Source organism: Exiguobacterium sp. AT1b, from assembly GCF_000023045.1.
In the GTDB taxonomy this organism is placed as follows: Bacteria; Bacillota; Bacilli; order Exiguobacteriales; family Exiguobacteriaceae; genus Exiguobacterium.
The window spans coordinates 522,158-539,135 of sequence record NC_012673.1 but is presented as its reverse complement, the minus strand read 5'-3'; the positions used below and the strand labels follow the sequence as shown (position 1 = coordinate 539,135).

At 46.5% G+C, this 16,978-nt stretch carries 16 protein-coding genes; 11 read left to right on the top strand and 5 right to left on the bottom strand.

All coding sequences use genetic code 11. The features are described from left to right. Window positions 1-85 precede the first annotated feature (85 nt). Together EAT1B_RS02930 and EAT1B_RS02925 are read left to right on the top strand one after the other, a co-directional pair. Window positions 86-802 carry a tRNA (adenine(22)-N(1))-methyltransferase TrmK gene (locus tag EAT1B_RS02930; protein WP_012726638.1) on the top strand — a complete coding sequence of 239 codons (717 nt, stop codon included), beginning with the start codon at window positions 86-88 and terminating at the stop codon, window positions 800-802. Then, the gene (locus tag EAT1B_RS02925; protein WP_012726637.1) at window positions 802-1,914 is read left to right on the top strand and encodes a Nif3-like dinuclear metal center hexameric protein; all 1,113 of its coding nucleotides are present in this window, start codon (window positions 802-804) and stop codon (window positions 1,912-1,914) included. Before EAT1B_RS02930 ends, EAT1B_RS02925 begins: the two co-directional genes overlap by 1 nt. 42 nt (window positions 1,915-1,956) lie before the next feature. Here EAT1B_RS02925 and EAT1B_RS02920 read toward each other — a convergent pair whose 3' ends face one another. After that, on the bottom strand, window positions 1,957-2,910 hold the full coding sequence (locus tag EAT1B_RS02920; protein ID WP_012726636.1) for a 4-hydroxy-3-methylbut-2-enyl diphosphate reductase: 954 nt from the start codon (window positions 2,908-2,910) through the stop codon (window positions 1,957-1,959). 129 nt (window positions 2,911-3,039) lie between these two features. Between EAT1B_RS02920 and EAT1B_RS02915 the strand changes: the two genes are divergently transcribed. From EAT1B_RS02915 to EAT1B_RS02895, 5 genes are all read left to right on the top strand, one after another. After that, window positions 3,040-4,794 (top strand): PAS domain-containing sensor histidine kinase, encoded by a 1,755-nt coding sequence (locus EAT1B_RS02915; protein WP_235439561.1) that lies wholly within the window; start codon window positions 3,040-3,042, stop codon window positions 4,792-4,794. Next, window positions 4,791-5,729 (top strand): substrate-binding domain-containing protein, encoded by a 939-nt coding sequence (locus EAT1B_RS02910; protein WP_012726634.1) that lies wholly within the window; start codon window positions 4,791-4,793, stop codon window positions 5,727-5,729. Before EAT1B_RS02915 ends, EAT1B_RS02910 begins: the two co-directional genes overlap by 4 nt. A 61-nt stretch (window positions 5,730-5,790) precedes the next feature. Continuing rightward, the gene (locus EAT1B_RS02905; protein WP_012726633.1) at window positions 5,791-7,134 is read left to right on the top strand and encodes a DEAD/DEAH box helicase; all 1,344 of its coding nucleotides are present in this window, start codon (window positions 5,791-5,793) and stop codon (window positions 7,132-7,134) included. Window positions 7,135-7,216: 82 nt separating this feature from the next. Then, a complete protein-coding gene (locus EAT1B_RS02900; protein WP_012726632.1) occupies window positions 7,217-8,119 on the top strand; it encodes a deoxyribonuclease IV in 903 nt (300 codons plus the stop codon). A gap of 3 nt (window positions 8,120-8,122) precedes the next feature. After that, entirely contained in the window at window positions 8,123-8,692 is a 570-nt protein-coding gene (locus tag EAT1B_RS02895) for a hypothetical protein (protein ID WP_012726631.1), read from the top strand. Between the two features lie 36 nt (window positions 8,693-8,728). Here the strand turns inward: EAT1B_RS02895 and EAT1B_RS02890 are convergent, their stop codons facing one another. From EAT1B_RS02890 to EAT1B_RS02880, 3 genes are all read right to left on the bottom strand, one after another. Continuing rightward, on the bottom strand, window positions 8,729-8,899 hold the full coding sequence (locus EAT1B_RS02890; RefSeq protein WP_012726630.1) for a DUF1427 family protein: 171 nt from the start codon (window positions 8,897-8,899) through the stop codon (window positions 8,729-8,731). Between the two features lie 91 nt (window positions 8,900-8,990). Further along, the gene (locus EAT1B_RS02885; RefSeq protein WP_012726629.1) at window positions 8,991-11,156 is read right to left on the bottom strand and encodes an RNA degradosome polyphosphate kinase; all 2,166 of its coding nucleotides are present in this window, start codon (window positions 11,154-11,156) and stop codon (window positions 8,991-8,993) included. A 2-nt stretch (window positions 11,157-11,158) separates the two neighbouring features. Then, window positions 11,159-12,688, bottom strand: coding sequence for a Ppx/GppA family phosphatase (locus tag EAT1B_RS02880; protein WP_012726628.1), 1,530 nt, complete (start codon window positions 12,686-12,688; stop codon window positions 11,159-11,161). 185 nt (window positions 12,689-12,873) lie between these two features. Between EAT1B_RS02880 and EAT1B_RS02875 the strand changes: the two genes are divergently transcribed. From EAT1B_RS02875 to EAT1B_RS02860, 4 genes are read left to right on the top strand one after another with little or no spacing between them, the layout of a single operon-like run. Further along, the gene (locus EAT1B_RS02875) at window positions 12,874-13,635 is read left to right on the top strand and encodes a metal ABC transporter ATP-binding protein (RefSeq protein ID WP_012726627.1); all 762 of its coding nucleotides are present in this window, start codon (window positions 12,874-12,876) and stop codon (window positions 13,633-13,635) included. Next, window positions 13,632-14,489: a metal ABC transporter permease gene (locus EAT1B_RS02870; protein ID WP_012726626.1), complete on the top strand. Its 858-nt coding sequence runs from the start codon at window positions 13,632-13,634 to the stop codon at window positions 14,487-14,489. Before EAT1B_RS02875 ends, EAT1B_RS02870 begins: the two co-directional genes overlap by 4 nt. Then, window positions 14,482-14,907, top strand: coding sequence for a Fur family transcriptional regulator (locus EAT1B_RS02865; protein WP_012726625.1), 426 nt, complete (start codon window positions 14,482-14,484; stop codon window positions 14,905-14,907). The genes EAT1B_RS02870 and EAT1B_RS02865 overlap by 8 nt, the downstream gene beginning before the upstream one ends. Window positions 14,908-14,942: 35 nt before the next feature. Continuing rightward, complete coding sequence (locus EAT1B_RS02860) at window positions 14,943-16,331, top strand: bifunctional ADP-dependent NAD(P)H-hydrate dehydratase/NAD(P)H-hydrate epimerase (protein WP_012726624.1); 1,389 nt, start codon at window positions 14,943-14,945, stop codon at window positions 16,329-16,331. Window positions 16,332-16,362: 31 nt separating this feature from the next. Here EAT1B_RS02860 and EAT1B_RS02855 read toward each other — a convergent pair whose 3' ends face one another. After that, complete coding sequence (locus EAT1B_RS02855; protein ID WP_012726623.1) at window positions 16,363-16,947, bottom strand: hypothetical protein; 585 nt, start codon at window positions 16,945-16,947, stop codon at window positions 16,363-16,365. Window positions 16,948-16,978 lie beyond the last annotated feature (31 nt).

The following is a 16,978-nucleotide window of genomic DNA, read 5'->3' as shown; positions in this document are numbered from 1 at the left end:
ACTCCGTGATGGGGTGCGTTTTTTGTTGTCGAACTGTGGAGAATTCGATACGCTAGGGAAGAAGTAGAACAAAGGAGTTGTCTGTATGCAAGAACGTGTCATGTTAGACCGACGATTGAAGCAGGTTGTCGATTATATCCCAAAAGGAAGTGTGCTCGCCGATATTGGTTCGGATCATGCGTATGTCCCATGCTATGCCTTTCAGCAAGGAATCATTTCAAAAGGAATCGCGGGTGAAGTGAACGTTGGGCCGATGGAAGCTGCGAGAGCACAAGTCGATTTGATTGGGGCAGGTGATGCCATTGATGTACGCCTTGGCGATGGTCTTGCTGTCTTACAGCCCAATGAAGCGACGTGTATCTCGATTTGCGGGATGGGCGGCAGTTTGATTCGCTCCATTCTCGAAGCGGGTCAAGATAAGCTCGGTGCGGTCGAACGGCTCGTCCTTCAACCGAACGTTGATGGGCAACACGTACGAAGCTGGCTGCTTGAACATGGATATGTCCTTGTCGAAGAGGCAATTGTGGAAGAAAATGATAAGGTTTACGAAATCCTTGTCGGAGAAAAAGGAACTGAGTCCATTTATAGTGACGAGTCGGACGAGCGCATGTGGCAGTTGTTATTCGGTCCATATCTCGTTCAAGAGCGACCAGAAGCATTTAAACTCAAATGGAGTCGTGAAGCTGATAAGCTCGATTATGTGCTTGGACAGATGGCAGCTGGCATTCAATCGGAAGCCTTGATTCAAAAACAAGTGGAGTTCAAACGGATGCGTGACAAGATGAGAGAGGTGAGTCAGTAATGGCGAACGGCAATCAAGTGATTCAATTGTTTGAGGAATTTGCACCGAAACATTTAGCGGTCGAAGGGGATAAAATCGGCTTGCAGATTGGGTCGCTCAACAAAGAAGTCAAACGGGTCATGGTCACGCTTGATGTACTTGAATCGGTTGTGGATGAAGCGATTGAGAAACAAATCGATTTGATTATCGCGCATCATCCACCCATCTTTAGTCCGTTAGCTCAAGTCAATGACCGTTCCACGGCTGGGAAGATTACGATGAAATGTATTCAGCACGATATCGCGGTCTATGTCGCTCATACGAATTTAGACGTATGCAGCGGTGGTGTGAACGATTGGATGAGTGAGGCGATCGGTCTCCGAGATACGAAAGTACTCGTCCCGACCTATGATGAGCCGGTCTATAAACTAAGTGTATTCGTTCCATCCACGCATGCGCATGACGTATCCCGGGCTCTAGGAAAAGCGGGTGCAGGACATATTGGTGACTATGCGGACTGTCAGTTCCGTGTTTCCGGAACGGGGCAATTCACTCCGCTCGAGGGGACAGATCCCTTCATCGGTCGCCCGCATAAAACGGAACAAGTGGACGAGGTGAAAATCGAAACGGTCGTTCGGGAGAGTCAGAAGAAACGTGTACTAAAAGCAATGAAAGACGCCCATCCATATGAGGAAGTGGCGTATGACCTCATGCGCGATGAAATCGAGGGTCATGTATTTGGGCTAGGGCGAATCGGTCGACTTGAACAAGCCATGACACTTGAACAGTTTGCCGAACACGTGAAAACAAGCTTTGGAGTTGAGGGCGTGCGAGTCGTCGGAGACCCGGGTCGTTCGATTGAAAAAGTTGCCATATTAGGTGGAGACGGGAATAAGTATGTGTCTACTGCGCATTTCAAAGGTGCAGATGCATATGTGACGGGTGATTTATATTTCCACGTGGCTCATGATGCGATGGCGCTTGGACTCGCAGTCGTAGACCCGGGACATCATGTCGAGAGTATCATGAAACAAGGTGTGATCGACGTGCTCAGCAAAAAGTTTGAAAAAGCGAAAATCAATGTCGACTTGATTCAATCTGTTGCCAACACGAATCCGTTTCAATTCAAGTAAAGCCTAAAAATCCCCCATCCTCTGAGAGAATGGGGGATTCCTTCACTTACGCAATGCTTTCACTTTCGGTAAGATACTCCGAAGTTCAAGAAATGGCGTTTTATCGTGCGTGCTTAAATCGTCTGGGTCATATTGCGATAAAAAGTCGATGACTTTTTTCGTGATCGGTGTCGGGGTAGAGGCGCCCGACGTCACTGCTACGGTCTCCACGCCTTCAAGCCAATTCAAGTCAAGTTCACTCAAGTCACCGATCCGATATGCATTCGTTCCGGCAATCTCTTTTGAAACTTGTGCTAAACGATTGGAGTTATTTGATTTGGGATCTCCGACGACAATCAACAATTCGCAGTCTCCCGCTTGTTCAGCGACGGCTTCTTGACGAACTTGCGTCGCGTTACAGATTTCATTATGCACTTCCACGTGAGGATAACGGGCTTGAATCGTTTCAATTAATGCGGAAACGTCCCATTGACTCATCGTCGTCTGGTTCGTCACCAAAATTTTTCGTTCGAACAAGCGACTCGGCAACTGATCGATTTCATGTTCATATTGAATCAAATGAACATGGTCTGGTGCAACCCCGATTGCACCCTCCGGTTCCGGATGCCCGTGTTTTCCGATATAGATGACATCATATCCTTCTGCCGTTTTCTCACGAATCAAATCGTGAGTGACCAAGACGTCAGGACAAGAGGCATCTACAATCGTCAATCCTTTCTCGATGGCACGTTTCCGGACGAGTGGTGAAATGCCGTGCGCCGTGAAGACGACTGTTCCTCGATCGATGGTTTCGAGCGCTTGCATGCGGTCTTCTCCATCAACGGTTTTGACACCGAGATCCTCAAACGCCTGTGTGACGTGACGGTTGTGGACAATCATTCCAAGTATATGAATCGGGCGTGGCAAATCAGGATTTGCGACCGCCTCATTTGCGAGCTTCATGGCATCGACGACACCATAACAATATCCGCGTGGGCTAATTTTTTTAACTTTCATATGAAGACGAAGGCTCCTTTCGAAGTGCTTTCATACGTATTAGTCTAACATTGTTTCGAAAATACGAAAAGATTTGCGTGTATTCATGCTATAATTTTTAGGTTAGAGAGGAGGGACGCCGTGAATCGCATGAAACCATTGCGTGAACTAAGAAAATCGTACTTTTTCCAAATTACGTTCATCATCATCATTATTTTAGCACTTGTCATTTCATCACTTGCCTTCTCTGCTGACCGCGTCACGGTGTCTCGAGCAGAAGAATTGGCGAAAGAGCAATTTGATTACGCCATCGATGACAGTATTGAGAATGTGGAGTCCCGACTTGGGAAATTGTATGAGGATTTAGTTTACTTAGGCGCTTACGTTGGAAATGAGCCATGGATTGAAGAACGGATCCGAACAGGATATTTGAATCAACGCACGAGTTTTACGTCCATCTTTTATTATGATGTCAATCAAGACTCATTTAAATGGTACTCGGAGCGACAAGTCGCCTCTTCTGTTCTGAAACGGGATCCGAAGTTCACGGAAGTATTGACTGCAAGTGGAAAAGAACTATATATGAGTGACCCTGTGATGATCAGTGGGGATATGGGAACTTTCCTATACGTTCCGGTCATCGAAGAAAATCGACCAATCGGTATTTTTGGGGGAAGCATTAGTGTCTTGAACTCTGACTTGTATCGTCGTTCGTTGGAATCTGCGAATGATGACATGATTCTATACTTGTTAGATGAGCAAGGCGAAGTGTTGACGACTTCGTTCAACTTGGTCACAGATGCAGAGCGTCGGATATCGCGTGAAGTCATCGACGAAGCATTAAATCGAAGCGAACGGACAATCTTGAGTACGGATGAAGATACGGTAATGTTTGAACCGGATGCACGAGTCAGTGGATGGAGCATGCTCGCAAAACATCAAAATGACTCCGTCTATGAAACGGTCTACGACACGCGTTGGCAGTATTTGATGATTGCGCTCGTTACATTCTTCCTGAGCATTCTCGTTGGATTGTTGCTTTCCCGGACGTTGACGAATCCGCTTGTCGAGCTGGTCAACCAGATTAAACAACAACAATCGCTCGGAACGATTTCATTGGAACGAACGGGTTCGAAAGAAGTGGAGACGCTACTCGATACGTATAACGATTATGCACAGCGGATGGAAACGTCACGACGTGAACAGTTGAGTCAGCAACAGTTGATTTTGCATCAAGAAAAATTAGCCTCGCTCGGTCAATTGGCCGCCGGGATTGCCCATGAAATTCGAAATCCTCTGACTCCCGTCCATATCACGTTGCAGATGGTGCGCGAGGGTCAAGGTAGTTCAGATATGGTGGATGTCGCCATCAAAGAACTGGAGCGGGCGAATGATTTGATTTCAACGATGCTAACGCTCGCCAAACCCGATCAGGCTGGTAAAAATGAAGATTGGATCAACATGTTAGACTTTGCGAAACGACTTGAATTTTTAATGGATGCCGAATGTTACAAACGACCGACAAAATGGGAATTACTTGTACCGAACGACATGCCTCCATTTTATGCATCCTTTGATATGCTCGTTCAAATTATCTACAACCTCTTCAAAAATGCGGTCGATGCCGTCGAATCAAAAGGCGCTGACGGGAGTGTCGTCGTGACGGTACTCTTTACGGAGCAGGAATATCGCTTTTTGATTGAAGATAACGGAATTGGCATGAGTGAGGAACAACTCAAGACAGTCGGTTCCGCCTTCAATACGACGAAGGAAAGTGGAAACGGTCTAGGAATCTATATGATTCAAGAGTACTTGAAGAGCGTTAACGGTGCGATGGAGATTGATAGTGTGATGAACAAAGGGACCGCGATTTTAATCAAAATCCCAAGGAGACAACCGTCATGAAAGGACTAAAACATTATTGGCTTTGGTTACCGATCGTGTGGGCCATGACGATTCTCCTTATCACCTCGATTCAACTCCCAGAGCAAAAGACGAATGAAAAAGAAGTCGGATTCGTATTTGTCAGTGATAAACACGAACATGCGAATAAACTACTGGACTCGTTCGTGCATACAGCAAATCAAAAAGGGTTCATCCCGATTCCGACAACGAGTGAAGACTCACGTGTCCTTGAAAAAGAAAAATTAGATTCATTGATTGACCGGGGTGTCGAGGCCATCTTTTTGACGACTCTCGATGACACGTTCATTCAACCTTCATTAGAACGCGCAAAACGTAAAAACATCCCGATTATTGCGATTGACCGCATGATTGATCATCCGAGTGTGCTCACATCCGTCGTATCCGACAATGTTGACATCGGTCGGATGGCGGCCGAACAAATTGCTGCCAAGTATAATGAGCTCGATCGTCCGATTCGCGTGGTCGAAGTGAGGGGAACCCCGAAAGTTCGTTCCACGATGGACCGGAGTCTCGGCATTCGAGAGTACGAGAAGCAACATGGTGACGATTTTCAGATCATCGCATCCATCACCGGGAACTATGACACATTCCAAGCTGAAATTGAGATGTCACGTTGGTTAGAAGAAGAGATTCCGTTTGATGCAGTCTTTTCACATAACGATGATAATACGTTCGGTGTCGTCCGGGCTTTAGAAAGTCACGGTTTGACGGATAAGACGATCGTGTCGGTCGACGGGATTTCAGATATCTATCCGCTCATTCAAAACGGGAAGGTCAATGCCACTGTCGTGCAGTCACCGAACGAGATGATGGAAGTCGGCTTCAAAGCACTCGAACAACATTTAAATGGAAAGAAAATTGCCAAACACTATTATTCATCGAGTTATTTATATGAAGGTGTGGCAAAAGATTGATTGACAAATCATTTGATTCCGCTATGCTAGGAAAAGTGGAAAGAAACAGGAGGTGTATCGATTGAACAGCTTCCAACAGTTCAAATTGCTACCGTTTATGGTTGATGCGTTAACAGAAAAGCGCATTACGAAACCGACCGATATACAAGCCCGGATTATTCCGGCTGCCTTGAATGGTCGAGATATTATTGGAAAATCACAGACAGGAACGGGTAAAACACTTGCGTTCTTGTTACCGATCGTTGAAGCGATCAACCCAGAAGATGCTTCAGTACAAGCAATCGTCGTCGCACCGACACGCGAACTCGCTTGGCAGATTCATGAAGAATTGAAATCAATTTTGATTAAAAACCCGGATTACATCAAATCGAGTTTGATTGTCGGAGGGACAGACCGCGAACGTCAGATCGATAAGATGAAAAATCCACCACAATTGATCATCGGGACACCGGGACGAATCCTTGATCTCATGAAAGCACAGGCGTTATTCCCGCACAAAGTGACACACTTTGTCGTCGATGAAGCCGATCAAATGCTCGATATGGGATTCTTGCCGGAGGTCGACCGCATCGCACAGGCGCTTCCTGAAAAACTGCAAACGATGGTCTTCTCAGCGACGATTCCTGAGAACCTTGAACCGTTCTTGAAGAAATACCTTCATGACCCACGCTTTGCAGAGGCGAGCCCCGAGCATCGCGTCGCACCAAAAATCAAGCACCACGTGATTCCCGTTCGTCACCGTGACCGTAAAGAATTGACTGTCGAAATTGCGAAAGCAATCAATCCATTCGTTTGTCTCGTGTTCACCAATACGAAACAAGAGGCAGATGAGTTGGAGACGTCGTTCCGCGAAGCAGGTCTAAACGTCGGTACGTTGCACGGAGATATGCAGGCACGTCGCCGCAAACAAGCCATCAAGGACATCAATGATGCGAAATATCAGTATGTGATTGCTACGGATTTAGCGGCTCGCGGTATCGATATTTCAGGAGTCTCTCACGTCATCAACCATGGGATTCCGAAAGACCTTGATTTCTATACGCACCGTGTCGGTCGTACGGGACGTGCGGGCGCATCAGGTGAGGCGTACACACTATATGAGGACCATGAGAATGGACCGATTAACCGTCTCGAAGAACGTGGGTTTGAATTTACACACGTCGATTTGCGCAACGGTTCGATTCAACCGATTAAAACACGTCGTCGTCGTCAAACAGACCGGAAGATGAAAGTCTCGCATACGGCACACAGTCGCATGGCCGGTGAAATCAAGAAGGCGAAGAAGAAAGTGAAGCCTGGCTATAAGAAGAAATTCAAGTATAAGTTGAAAGAGACGGCATCACGCGAGCATATGCAACAACAACGCTCGGATCGTCGTGCAGCACGTAAGAAAAACAAACGTTAATTTTTTGAGAGAATCGACTTCTTGGAGTCGGTTCTTCTTTTTGTGTAAACTAAAGAGAGAAGCAAATGAAGGGAAGATGAGGATGTTAAAAATAGGTTCACACGTTTCGGTATCAGGTAAAAAGATGTTGTTAGCAGGGAGTGAAGAGGCAGTCTCTTACGGGGCGAATACGATGATGGTGTATACAGGTGCGCCCCAAAACACACGCCGTAAACCCATTGAAGATTTAAATATTGAGGCAGCACTCAAACATATGGCCGCACATGACATCGAAGAGATTGTTGTTCACGCACCATATATCATCAATCTCGGGAATACGACGAAACCAGAGACGTTTGAATTGGCCGTCTCTTTCTTAACTCAGGAATTAAAGCGGGCAGAAGCACTCCAAGTGGCTCGTCACGTCGTTCTTCACCCGGGCGCTCATGTCGGAGCGGGAGAAGAAATCGGTCTCGCTCGAATCATCGAAGGATTGAATGAAGTGTTGACGGGTGATGAAAAAGTGAAGATTGCATTGGAGACGATGGCAGGGAAAGGAAGCGAACTTGGTAAGACATTTGAAGAGCTTGCAACCATCATTGATGGCGTGACGCACAATGATCGACTCTCAGTTTGCTTTGATACGTGTCACGTCCACGATGCCGGATATGACTTAGTCGGTGATTTAGACGGCGTCATCGAACAATTCGATCGAATCGTCGGACTCGACCGTCTCGGAGTCATTCATGTAAATGATTCGAAGAACGTGCGCGGTGCGAAAAAAGACCGTCATGAAAACATCGGCTACGGAGAGATCGGGTTTGATACATTGAATCGTGTCATTCATCACGAGGCATTTGCGCATCTACCGAAAATCCTAGAGACGCCATATATCCCGATTAGCGAAAAAACGAAAGTCGCTCCATATAAACAAGAGATTGAAATGTTCCGTACCAATCAATTTGATGCCGAATGGCGTGAACGATTCACGCTCGCTCATCAATAAACGATGAACGTCCTACAAGTCGATCCAAAGCGATATGATGTCTGGAACGCATTCCCGACTTATTTTCTTGAACAAAGTCCGGTTTATGTAAAGGGGTCCGTGACGACACCGACAGTATTTATCGAAGTGATTGGGCATGGCATCGTGGCGGAAGCAGAGGTTTTACTTGAAGAGATGATTGGGCGACCAGACGATCCGTATTGGCTAGGAGAGAAACAGGAAGGGGTACAACTGTATTCCTTAGTCGACCTGTTGCAACTACATTTTCATCATCCGTTATTGCAAATGGGGATGTATGAGGTAGATGAACCGTACGAATCGATTCGAAAAAAATGGAATGACGGCTATTATGTACCATCGTCTAAATGGACGAAAGCGTCATATGAGGCTCACTTGTTTCGGGAAAAACTCTTAGCACCAAAGTCTCATGTGACGACTTGTGCGAGCTGTCATGTAGACCTAGCTGAACGATTTGGGAAAGAGGCGTATCACTTGATTGAGTATCACTTGACAGAGGAACGTGGCATCTGGGTTTGTCCGACCTGTCATAAAGCCATTCATACACTAGACTAAATAATAAAAGATGCCCTTTTTCGAGGGCATCTTTTATTAGAATGGCCAGTTCGCTACAGCAAATTGATAAACCTTCATTCCGAGGAATACCCCGAAAATTCCAACAACTCCTGGCAATACCGGTGGGGCAGGCAGTGGCAGTTTGAGTGCGGTGAAGATGGCACCACAAATCAAGCCGGCGAGTAATGATAATAAAATCTCCTGCATAAATAATTCCTCCGTCTCTAAATGAAAGCGCTTCATAATAACTGAATCGAATTTATTATACAACGAGTTTTCTTATTTGAGAAGTCTAACATCAGTCATCTGTCATTTTCTCGTTCTCGGCCCGAAGGCGGAGCACTTCGCGTTCCGCCCAATTTGACGGTTCTCGTTCGAATACGCTAGGTATGTTGTTCCATCGACCACCCGTATATTGATGGATGATAATTTGAGATTGAATCTCTTCCTCGTTGGTCTCACGTTTCACGTATACATAGCGGCCGTCAGAACGTTGTCTTCTTGCTTTCACATTATCGACGAGTTGAAGGGCCATCATATCTTTGATGTATGTTTTATGTGATGCGTTCAAGATAGGGAAGAGTATCTCGATCCGTTTTTTCATATTTCGTGTCATCCAGTCCGCAGAGGAACAGTACAAGTCTTCTTTTCCATTTTGGTAAAAATAAAAGATTCGGGAATGTTCGAGATAACGGTCGATGATCGAGATGACCTTGATGTTTTCAGAGACCCCTTTAATTCCCGGTCGTAAGCAACAAATGCCTCGGACAATCAAATCGATTTTCACTCCCGCGGACGAAGCATCATACAATTTTGTGATGATGGCCCGGTCCGTGATCGAGTTCATCTTAGCGACGATGCGACCGTTGCCGTACTTTTCATGCAGTTTGATCTCATCATCGATTTTATTCAAGAAGAAGTCTTTCATGTCGTCAGGCGACGTCTCGAACTGATGCCAAGATGGTCGTTCCCCATAACCGGATAACCAGTTGAAAAAGTTCGTTGCATCTTCAGCGAGTTCTTCATTTGTGGTGAGGAGCCCAATGTCTGTGTATAGCTTGGCGGTCGAATCGTTATAGTTACCGGTACCAAGATGAATGAACCGTTGCAACACACCACCTTCTAGAATGCGAACGACGAGGGTGATTTTTGAGTGTGTCTTCAGTTCTTTATAGCCGTAGATGACATGAGCTCCGGCTTTCTCAAGTTGCTTCGCCCATTGAATGTTTTTTTCTTCATCAAAACGTGCTTTTAGTTCGACGAGGACAGTGACTTGTTTTCCGCTCTCGGCTGCATCAGTCAAGGCTTTGATGATGGGAGAGTCCCCGGAGACGCGATAGAGTGTCTGCTTGATTGCCAAGACGTTCGGGTCTTTGGCGGCTTGAACGATAAAACGGACGATTGGATCGAATGAATGATACGGGTGATGGAGCAGATAATCCTGTTTAGCGATACTTTGGAATAAATCTTTGCCCGATTCAAGACCTTCTGGGATAAATGGGATCAACGTTTCATTGATCATGTCATCATATTCCATCCCGATCTGATTGTAGATCCCAAACAGGAAGGTCAAGTCGATCGGACCGTCGACAATAAAGATATCCCGGTCATGTAAGTCAAGGACGTCTTGTAGCATGAACAACAGTTCTTTTCGTAACGATCGTTGCTGTACCTCGAGTCGGATGGCAACCCCATATCTTCTCTTCTTCAATTCTTTTTCGATTTGTTTCAAGACGTCACGACTGCCCTCTTCGTGAAACGGCATGTCCGCGTTCCGCGTAATTCGGAAAGGCATCGTGGACTCGACGACAAATCCTTTGAAGAGTGAGTCGATGAATTGAATGATCAAATCCTCAAGTAAAATCAAATCGGTATGTTCTTCATCATCGGTAGGTAGTTCCAGATACCGCGGAAGAACGGATGGCACTTGAACGAGGGCGAGTCGTTTTTTTCCTTCGCCATTCGAGGCAATCTCGACAGCAATGTTCAGTGACTTAGATAAGAGCATTGGGAACGGACGATAGGCGTCGACTGCAATCGGCGTCAGGACAGGGAATACGTGCGTTCGAAAATACTCTTTCACGAAGTCTTGTTGGGTCTTGTTCAAATGTTTCGTCCTTAAGAAGCGAACGTGCTGATTCGATAACTGTTTCGTGATTTTTTTATATGTCGCATATTGCGTCTCGACGAGTTCTTGCGCTCGCATCGAAATGGACTTGATCTGCTGTTTTGGAGTGAGGCCCGTCTTGTCTTCCGGACGATTGAACCCGGCGAGGACCTCATCTTTCAATCCACCGACTCGTACCATATAAAATTCATCAAGGTTAGAACTGAAAATCGCCAAAAATTTCAATCGTTCCATCAATGGATTTCGTTCATCCATCGCCTCCTCGAGGACACGCTCGTTAAAGTCGAGCCAGCTGAGTTCACGGTTGTTAAAATGTTCATTCGTATATTCGGACATGGTTACTCCTCCTCGCTCAAGACAATCTCAATCGATTGATCAATTGCGCGCTCTAAATGCTTTTTATGGCGAGTGCTTCGCTGCAACTCAAAACGTGCGGAACCATTCGTATCTAGCGTAAGTGTGAGACCGTCCTTTGTACTAGCAACATGGATGTCCGTCACGATCTGACGCTCCGTCAAGTCGAGGGCATCGACGAGTTTCACAATCGACCCGAGCAACTCCAAACTCTTCAATAACTTTTGATCAAACCATTTCGGGAAAGCCTCGATATGTTGTTCCAATACTCGTTTTGATTTGAAGGATGTGACGAGGGCAAGAGCGAGTCGATCCTCGTTGTTTAGTCCTTTGAAATCGTTTGTGGTAATCAGATGGAACGTGTGGTCACTTTTATTGTTGTGATCGATATATTCACCGACATAGGCAAGGCGGCAGGCACCTTCAAGAAGACCAGGCTCAAATGGTTTCGGTTTAATCGCCTTCACTTCAATTAATCCGGTATACAACTGTCTAGCCAATCGGATGAGATGTTGATGACGAGTCGGATTCACGTCGTATTGTTTTTCAAAATGACGAAAACTTTCTTCCTTCACATCGGCAAAACGAACTTTATCATGCTCATGTAAATAGTTTTCATAGAAGAGACCTTCACGGAGTCCATTGTTACTCATCGTGAACTCAGGTACTATCAAATATTTAGCGAGTTCGCCGATTGCTGTCACGGCAGGCGCGATGATGTCGACCCGGTCTTTTGACAGCCCATCCAAACGTCCGAGTTGTTTGCTCGACATTCCGACGAGTTCATCTATGACGCCCTCTAACTGTTCAGCAGAAATCGTATACTGATGGATTCCTTCAAGCGGGAAGTTCGATATGGTCTGTTCGACCCGGACTAAGTTACGAGCCGTCCCACCGACACCGACAAGTGGGACACCATGTGGTTCGAGCCATTCAATTTCTTTGAATGCCTTCTTTAAGTATGTGGTCAACGCTTTCCGCTCGTCTTTCGTCATCGTCTCATCTTTCATAAATTCTTTCGTTAACGTCACGGCACCGAACGGAAAACTGTGATAAAAGACGAGCTCTCGGTTCTGGAAATATGTGACTTCCATTGATCCCCCACCAATATCGACGGAATATCCATCTTCCACATAGGTGGAGTTGACGATGGCCGAATATCCATAAAAGGCTTCTTCGTAATCGCTCAACAGACGGATGGTCATCCCCGTAGACTGTTTGACATTCTGCAAAATCTCATCTGAGTTATTTGCGTTTCGAATGGCTGCTGTCGCTACTGGGAGCACATCGGTAACGTGATGATGGTCGTTCAACTCTTTAAAGTGACGTAACGTATCGATGAGTGAAGCGATTCCTTCTTCAGTCATTTCATTCGCATCACTAATATGGCTGGACAATCGCGCGACTTCTTTCACATTTAACCGTTCGAAGTATTGTCCTTCCTCGTTCACTTCGAAGATGACGTTTCGAATCGAGTTGGATCCGATATCAATAACTGCCAGTTTCTTTTCCATAAAACCATCCCCTTCATAATACTAGTGTAATCGACAAGGTTTTGAACGAACATACGATTTACGTGAATTTTAACATTTAGGTAGATGAAACCGGTCTTGCTTGAAGGTATGCTTGATATTCTGTATAATACAAACGCCTAGAAAGTAGAAATGATTACGATTTAACATATGAGAGAAGGGATTAGATGACTACATCTGTCGTCAAATTAAACGAGGTGTCTTATTTCTATGATGGGACACCGGCCTTACAAAACGTATCGATTGATATTCGGCAAGGGGACTTTGTCGCAATTGTCGGAGAAAACGGTTCTGGGAAGTCGACTTTGATTCGAACCATTCTTGGATTACTGAACCCACAGCAAGGGTCGGTCGAATTGTTCGGTAAGCCCATTTCGCAGTTTAAAGATAAGTCTCGTATCAGTTACGTTTCCCAAAAAGCGGCTTCCTTTAACTCGGGATTCCCGGTTACCGTCGAAGAAGTAGTCGCGATGGGTAGATATGGACGTCTCGGTTTATTCAAACGTTTGAAGATGGAAGACCAGGCAGCGATTCAAAATGCGTTACAAACGGTCAACATGTGGCAGTATCGTCATCGGAAAATTGGAGATCTATCCGGAGGACAACAACAGCGCGTCTTTATCGCCCGAGCGATGGTCAACCAGCCTGATCTATTGATTCTCGATGAGCCGACCGTCGGTGTGGACCAAAAGCACTTACAAGATTTTTATGAAGTCTTGCATATGCTTCGTGAACATACGACTTGTACGTTCGTCCTCGTCACCCACGATTTAAACGTGGTGACCGATCTCGTCACAAAAGTCGTCCATCTCGACCGCGGACGAATGGCATGTAATTGTGGACTGAGAGAATACAGCGAGCTCGGAGAACTCGCATCGTCCATCAAACCTTATCCTGTCAAAGTACTTGTCCACGAGGGAACGACATGATCACAGATCTTTGGACATATAGTTTTTTACGTTATGCGTTCATTGCAGCACTTGTGATCGGGTTTACCGCACCGCTCATCGGTTCATTCATCGTGGTGAGACGGATGAGCTTGATTGCCGATGCATTGTCACACATGACGCTTGCCGGAATTTCGTTCAGTTTATTTCTCGGACAATATATCGCTCTATTCGCTGATCTCAACCCCTTATATATGGGAACGCTCATCTCTGTATTGGCGGCGTTAGGGCTCAACTGGCTTCGAGGGAAATATGTGCACTTCCAGGAACTATCCATTCCGATCATGATGTCCGCAGGAATGGGACTCAGTGCCATCTTTATCTCGCTATCGCGAGGATTCTCGGTCGACTTATCCACACTCTTGTTCGGATCGATCTCTGCCGTGAGTCAGTCGGACATCACATTGATTGTCAGTGTGGCCGTCTTGACGTTTCTTGTGATCTTTATCTTCTATAAGCAGTTGTTGTTCTTATCGTTTGATGAAGAGCAGGCAAAAGTGTCGGGATTACCGAGTACGATGCTGCATCTGTTATTCATGTTCATCGTAGCGCTTGTGATTGCCGTCAGCATGCGAATTGTCGGAACGCTTCTCGTATCTAGCTTGATTACGTTACCCGTCGCAGCGGCGCTACGCTTTACATCGAGCTTCAAACAGACCATTCTCTGGTCAATCATCTTCGGAGAGGTCGCGACAATCGGTGGGCTCGTCCTTGCGTATGATCTCGATGTCGCTCCAGGCGGTGTCATCGTATTGATTGCGGTCGGTATTTTAGCAGCCGTCATGGCACTCGAGAAAGTCATGAGTTTCAAGAAAAAGGAGGTACAACATGAATGAGACTGAACAATTGAACCGTCTTCGTGCATCTTCTTTGAAAGTGACGCCGAAACGTCTTGAAATGTATGCTTATCTCTCTGAAGAAGATCGATATATCAGTGCGAAGGAAGTACTCGAGTACATGCGAGACAAACATCCGACGATGAGTTTTGACACGGTGTATCGAAACTTGAAGTCGTTCGCGGAGGAAGGGTTACTTGAAGCGACGGAACTCGATGGTGAGAAATCCTTTCGAGTCACCTGTAGTGCGGCACATCACCATCATCATTTGATCTGTCGGAGCTGCGGGAAGACGAAACTGCTCGACTTATGCCCGATGCGCTTCGTAGAGGCACTCGACCCTGAATTTGAAGTGGTCGATCATAAATTTGAGATATATGGGTATTGTAAAGAATGTAAGCAAAAGGGATTGATTTGATTCAATCCCTTTTTTGTATCGAAGGGGGAGGTCAGATGATCTATACAGCTGCTGAAATCAAGCAGATTGATCGCACAGCGATTCAAAATGGGATGCCTGAAGAGGTGTTGATGGAGCGAGCGGCCTCGGCGATTGTGCCTCACATTCGAATCGATTCGCAGTCTACCATTTTGGTGATTTGTGGGACGGGCAACAACGGTGGGGACGGTTGGGTCGTCGCTCGAGAACTTGCTATGAGAGGGCATGAGGTCAGCGTATGGTCACCGTTAGGGAAAAGTAAGTCTGAGGCGGCTGCAATACACGCTTCCTACGCCTCCGCATTTGTTCACCTTGTGGAGCGGCCGATTGAAACAGATGTCATCATTGATGCCTTGTTCGGTGTCGGATTGTCCGGTCCCGTGACTGGTCACGCGCGGGAAGTGATTGAATGGGTGAATCGTCAATCGACACCGGTCATCTCGATTGATGTACCGTCAGGCATACCGAGTGATCACACTCGTGACTTTGATGACATGGCGATTCGGGCGACATATACGTATTCGTTACACGGTTTCAAGCGTTCGACATTCTTAAATCGGACGGCTCCGTTCTATGGCAAAGTGGAACGGGTTGATATCGGACTCCCGCATACATCCGATTGGAAGGTGTTGACCGACGCTGACTTTGACCGATCTCTTTTGGAGCGCGATCAATTCAGCCATAAAACGACATATGGACATGGGATGCTCATCGGAGGGAGTCGTCATTTTCTCGGTGCACCATTCTTGGGTGGTCGTGCTGCAACTCGTTCTGGCATTGGCTTATTGCGTCTATCCATTCCACGCGAAGCGAGCCCGCTCATCTCAACACTGCCTGAAGCGATGTATCAGCAACACACCGATGTGGTGGAACAATCGTACGATGCACTGGCAATCGGTCCCGGAATGGTCGAAGGGGAGGCGTTGAATCTCATCTGGCAATACGCGAAACAGCAGCCCTGTCCTGTCATTTTGGATGCTGGGGCATTGTCGACGAAACGACTGGAAACCCGGGGGCCGCTCACGCTCACACCGCATCCAGGTGAATTTTCAAGATTGACCGGTAAATCGGTCGAAGAGATTGAGGCAGACCGCTTCTCCATCGCTTGTGAGTTCGCGAAACGACACCGGGTCCATTTGATATTGAAAGGAACGTATACGCTCATCGTCACACCTGACGGAACAGGTGCCGTCAATACTGTTGAAGCCTCGGCGTTAGCGAAAGGTGGAAGTGGGGACGTGTTGACTGGCATCCTTCTGGCGCTATGGGCTAGAAAAGAAAAACCTTCGTCACCGAATGAGCAAGCGGTGCTATGGCATGCGCTCGCTGCCAAGTCCATTAGCCAGACGATACACCCCGCAAGTGTACTCGCAAGCGACTTAATTGAAGAGCTCGGACGAATGTAAAAGGCAAGCCCGATAGTGTCGGGCTTGCCTTTTAACGTTGCTGTAGAACGATTTGTTTCTCCAATTGCGCGACATGGTGATGCGCCTCACGCCATGTCGAAATGCGAGTTACGCCCTCTGGTAACGTCTTGCGATTATAGGGTGCGTCGAATAGGAGTACGGGAATTGACGTTTCTTCATGAATCGAGATGGCATTCTCATACCGGTCTTCCATAAACAGTTCGAGTGACAAGTCTTTGACGACATTGATTTTATCGTGAGAACCGGTCATGACCAACGAATCGAGCGGCAAGCGATGCTGTTTGATCCATTCTTCCGTAACCGGTCGAACCGCCTCACTTCGGGCGGTGACGTAGTGCAGGTGATGCTGCTGCTTTAATTCCCATAACACATCCAACACATCAGAGTGCGGAAGAGAACGACGGTAAATCGCTTCTTCATGCCCCTCTTCAATCATAAACTTCCAAAATTCATGTTGTTCCATCGTCGTATACGTGTGTAACTCGTACTCGGTCGCACGATGATAGTCAATCGAATAGCCGAGTGATTCATTCATATATAGAAAACAACTTTTAGGATCTGTAACGGTTCCATCCAAATCAATGCCGATTCGCATCTCATCACTCCTCCTCACATGCCCTCTATTC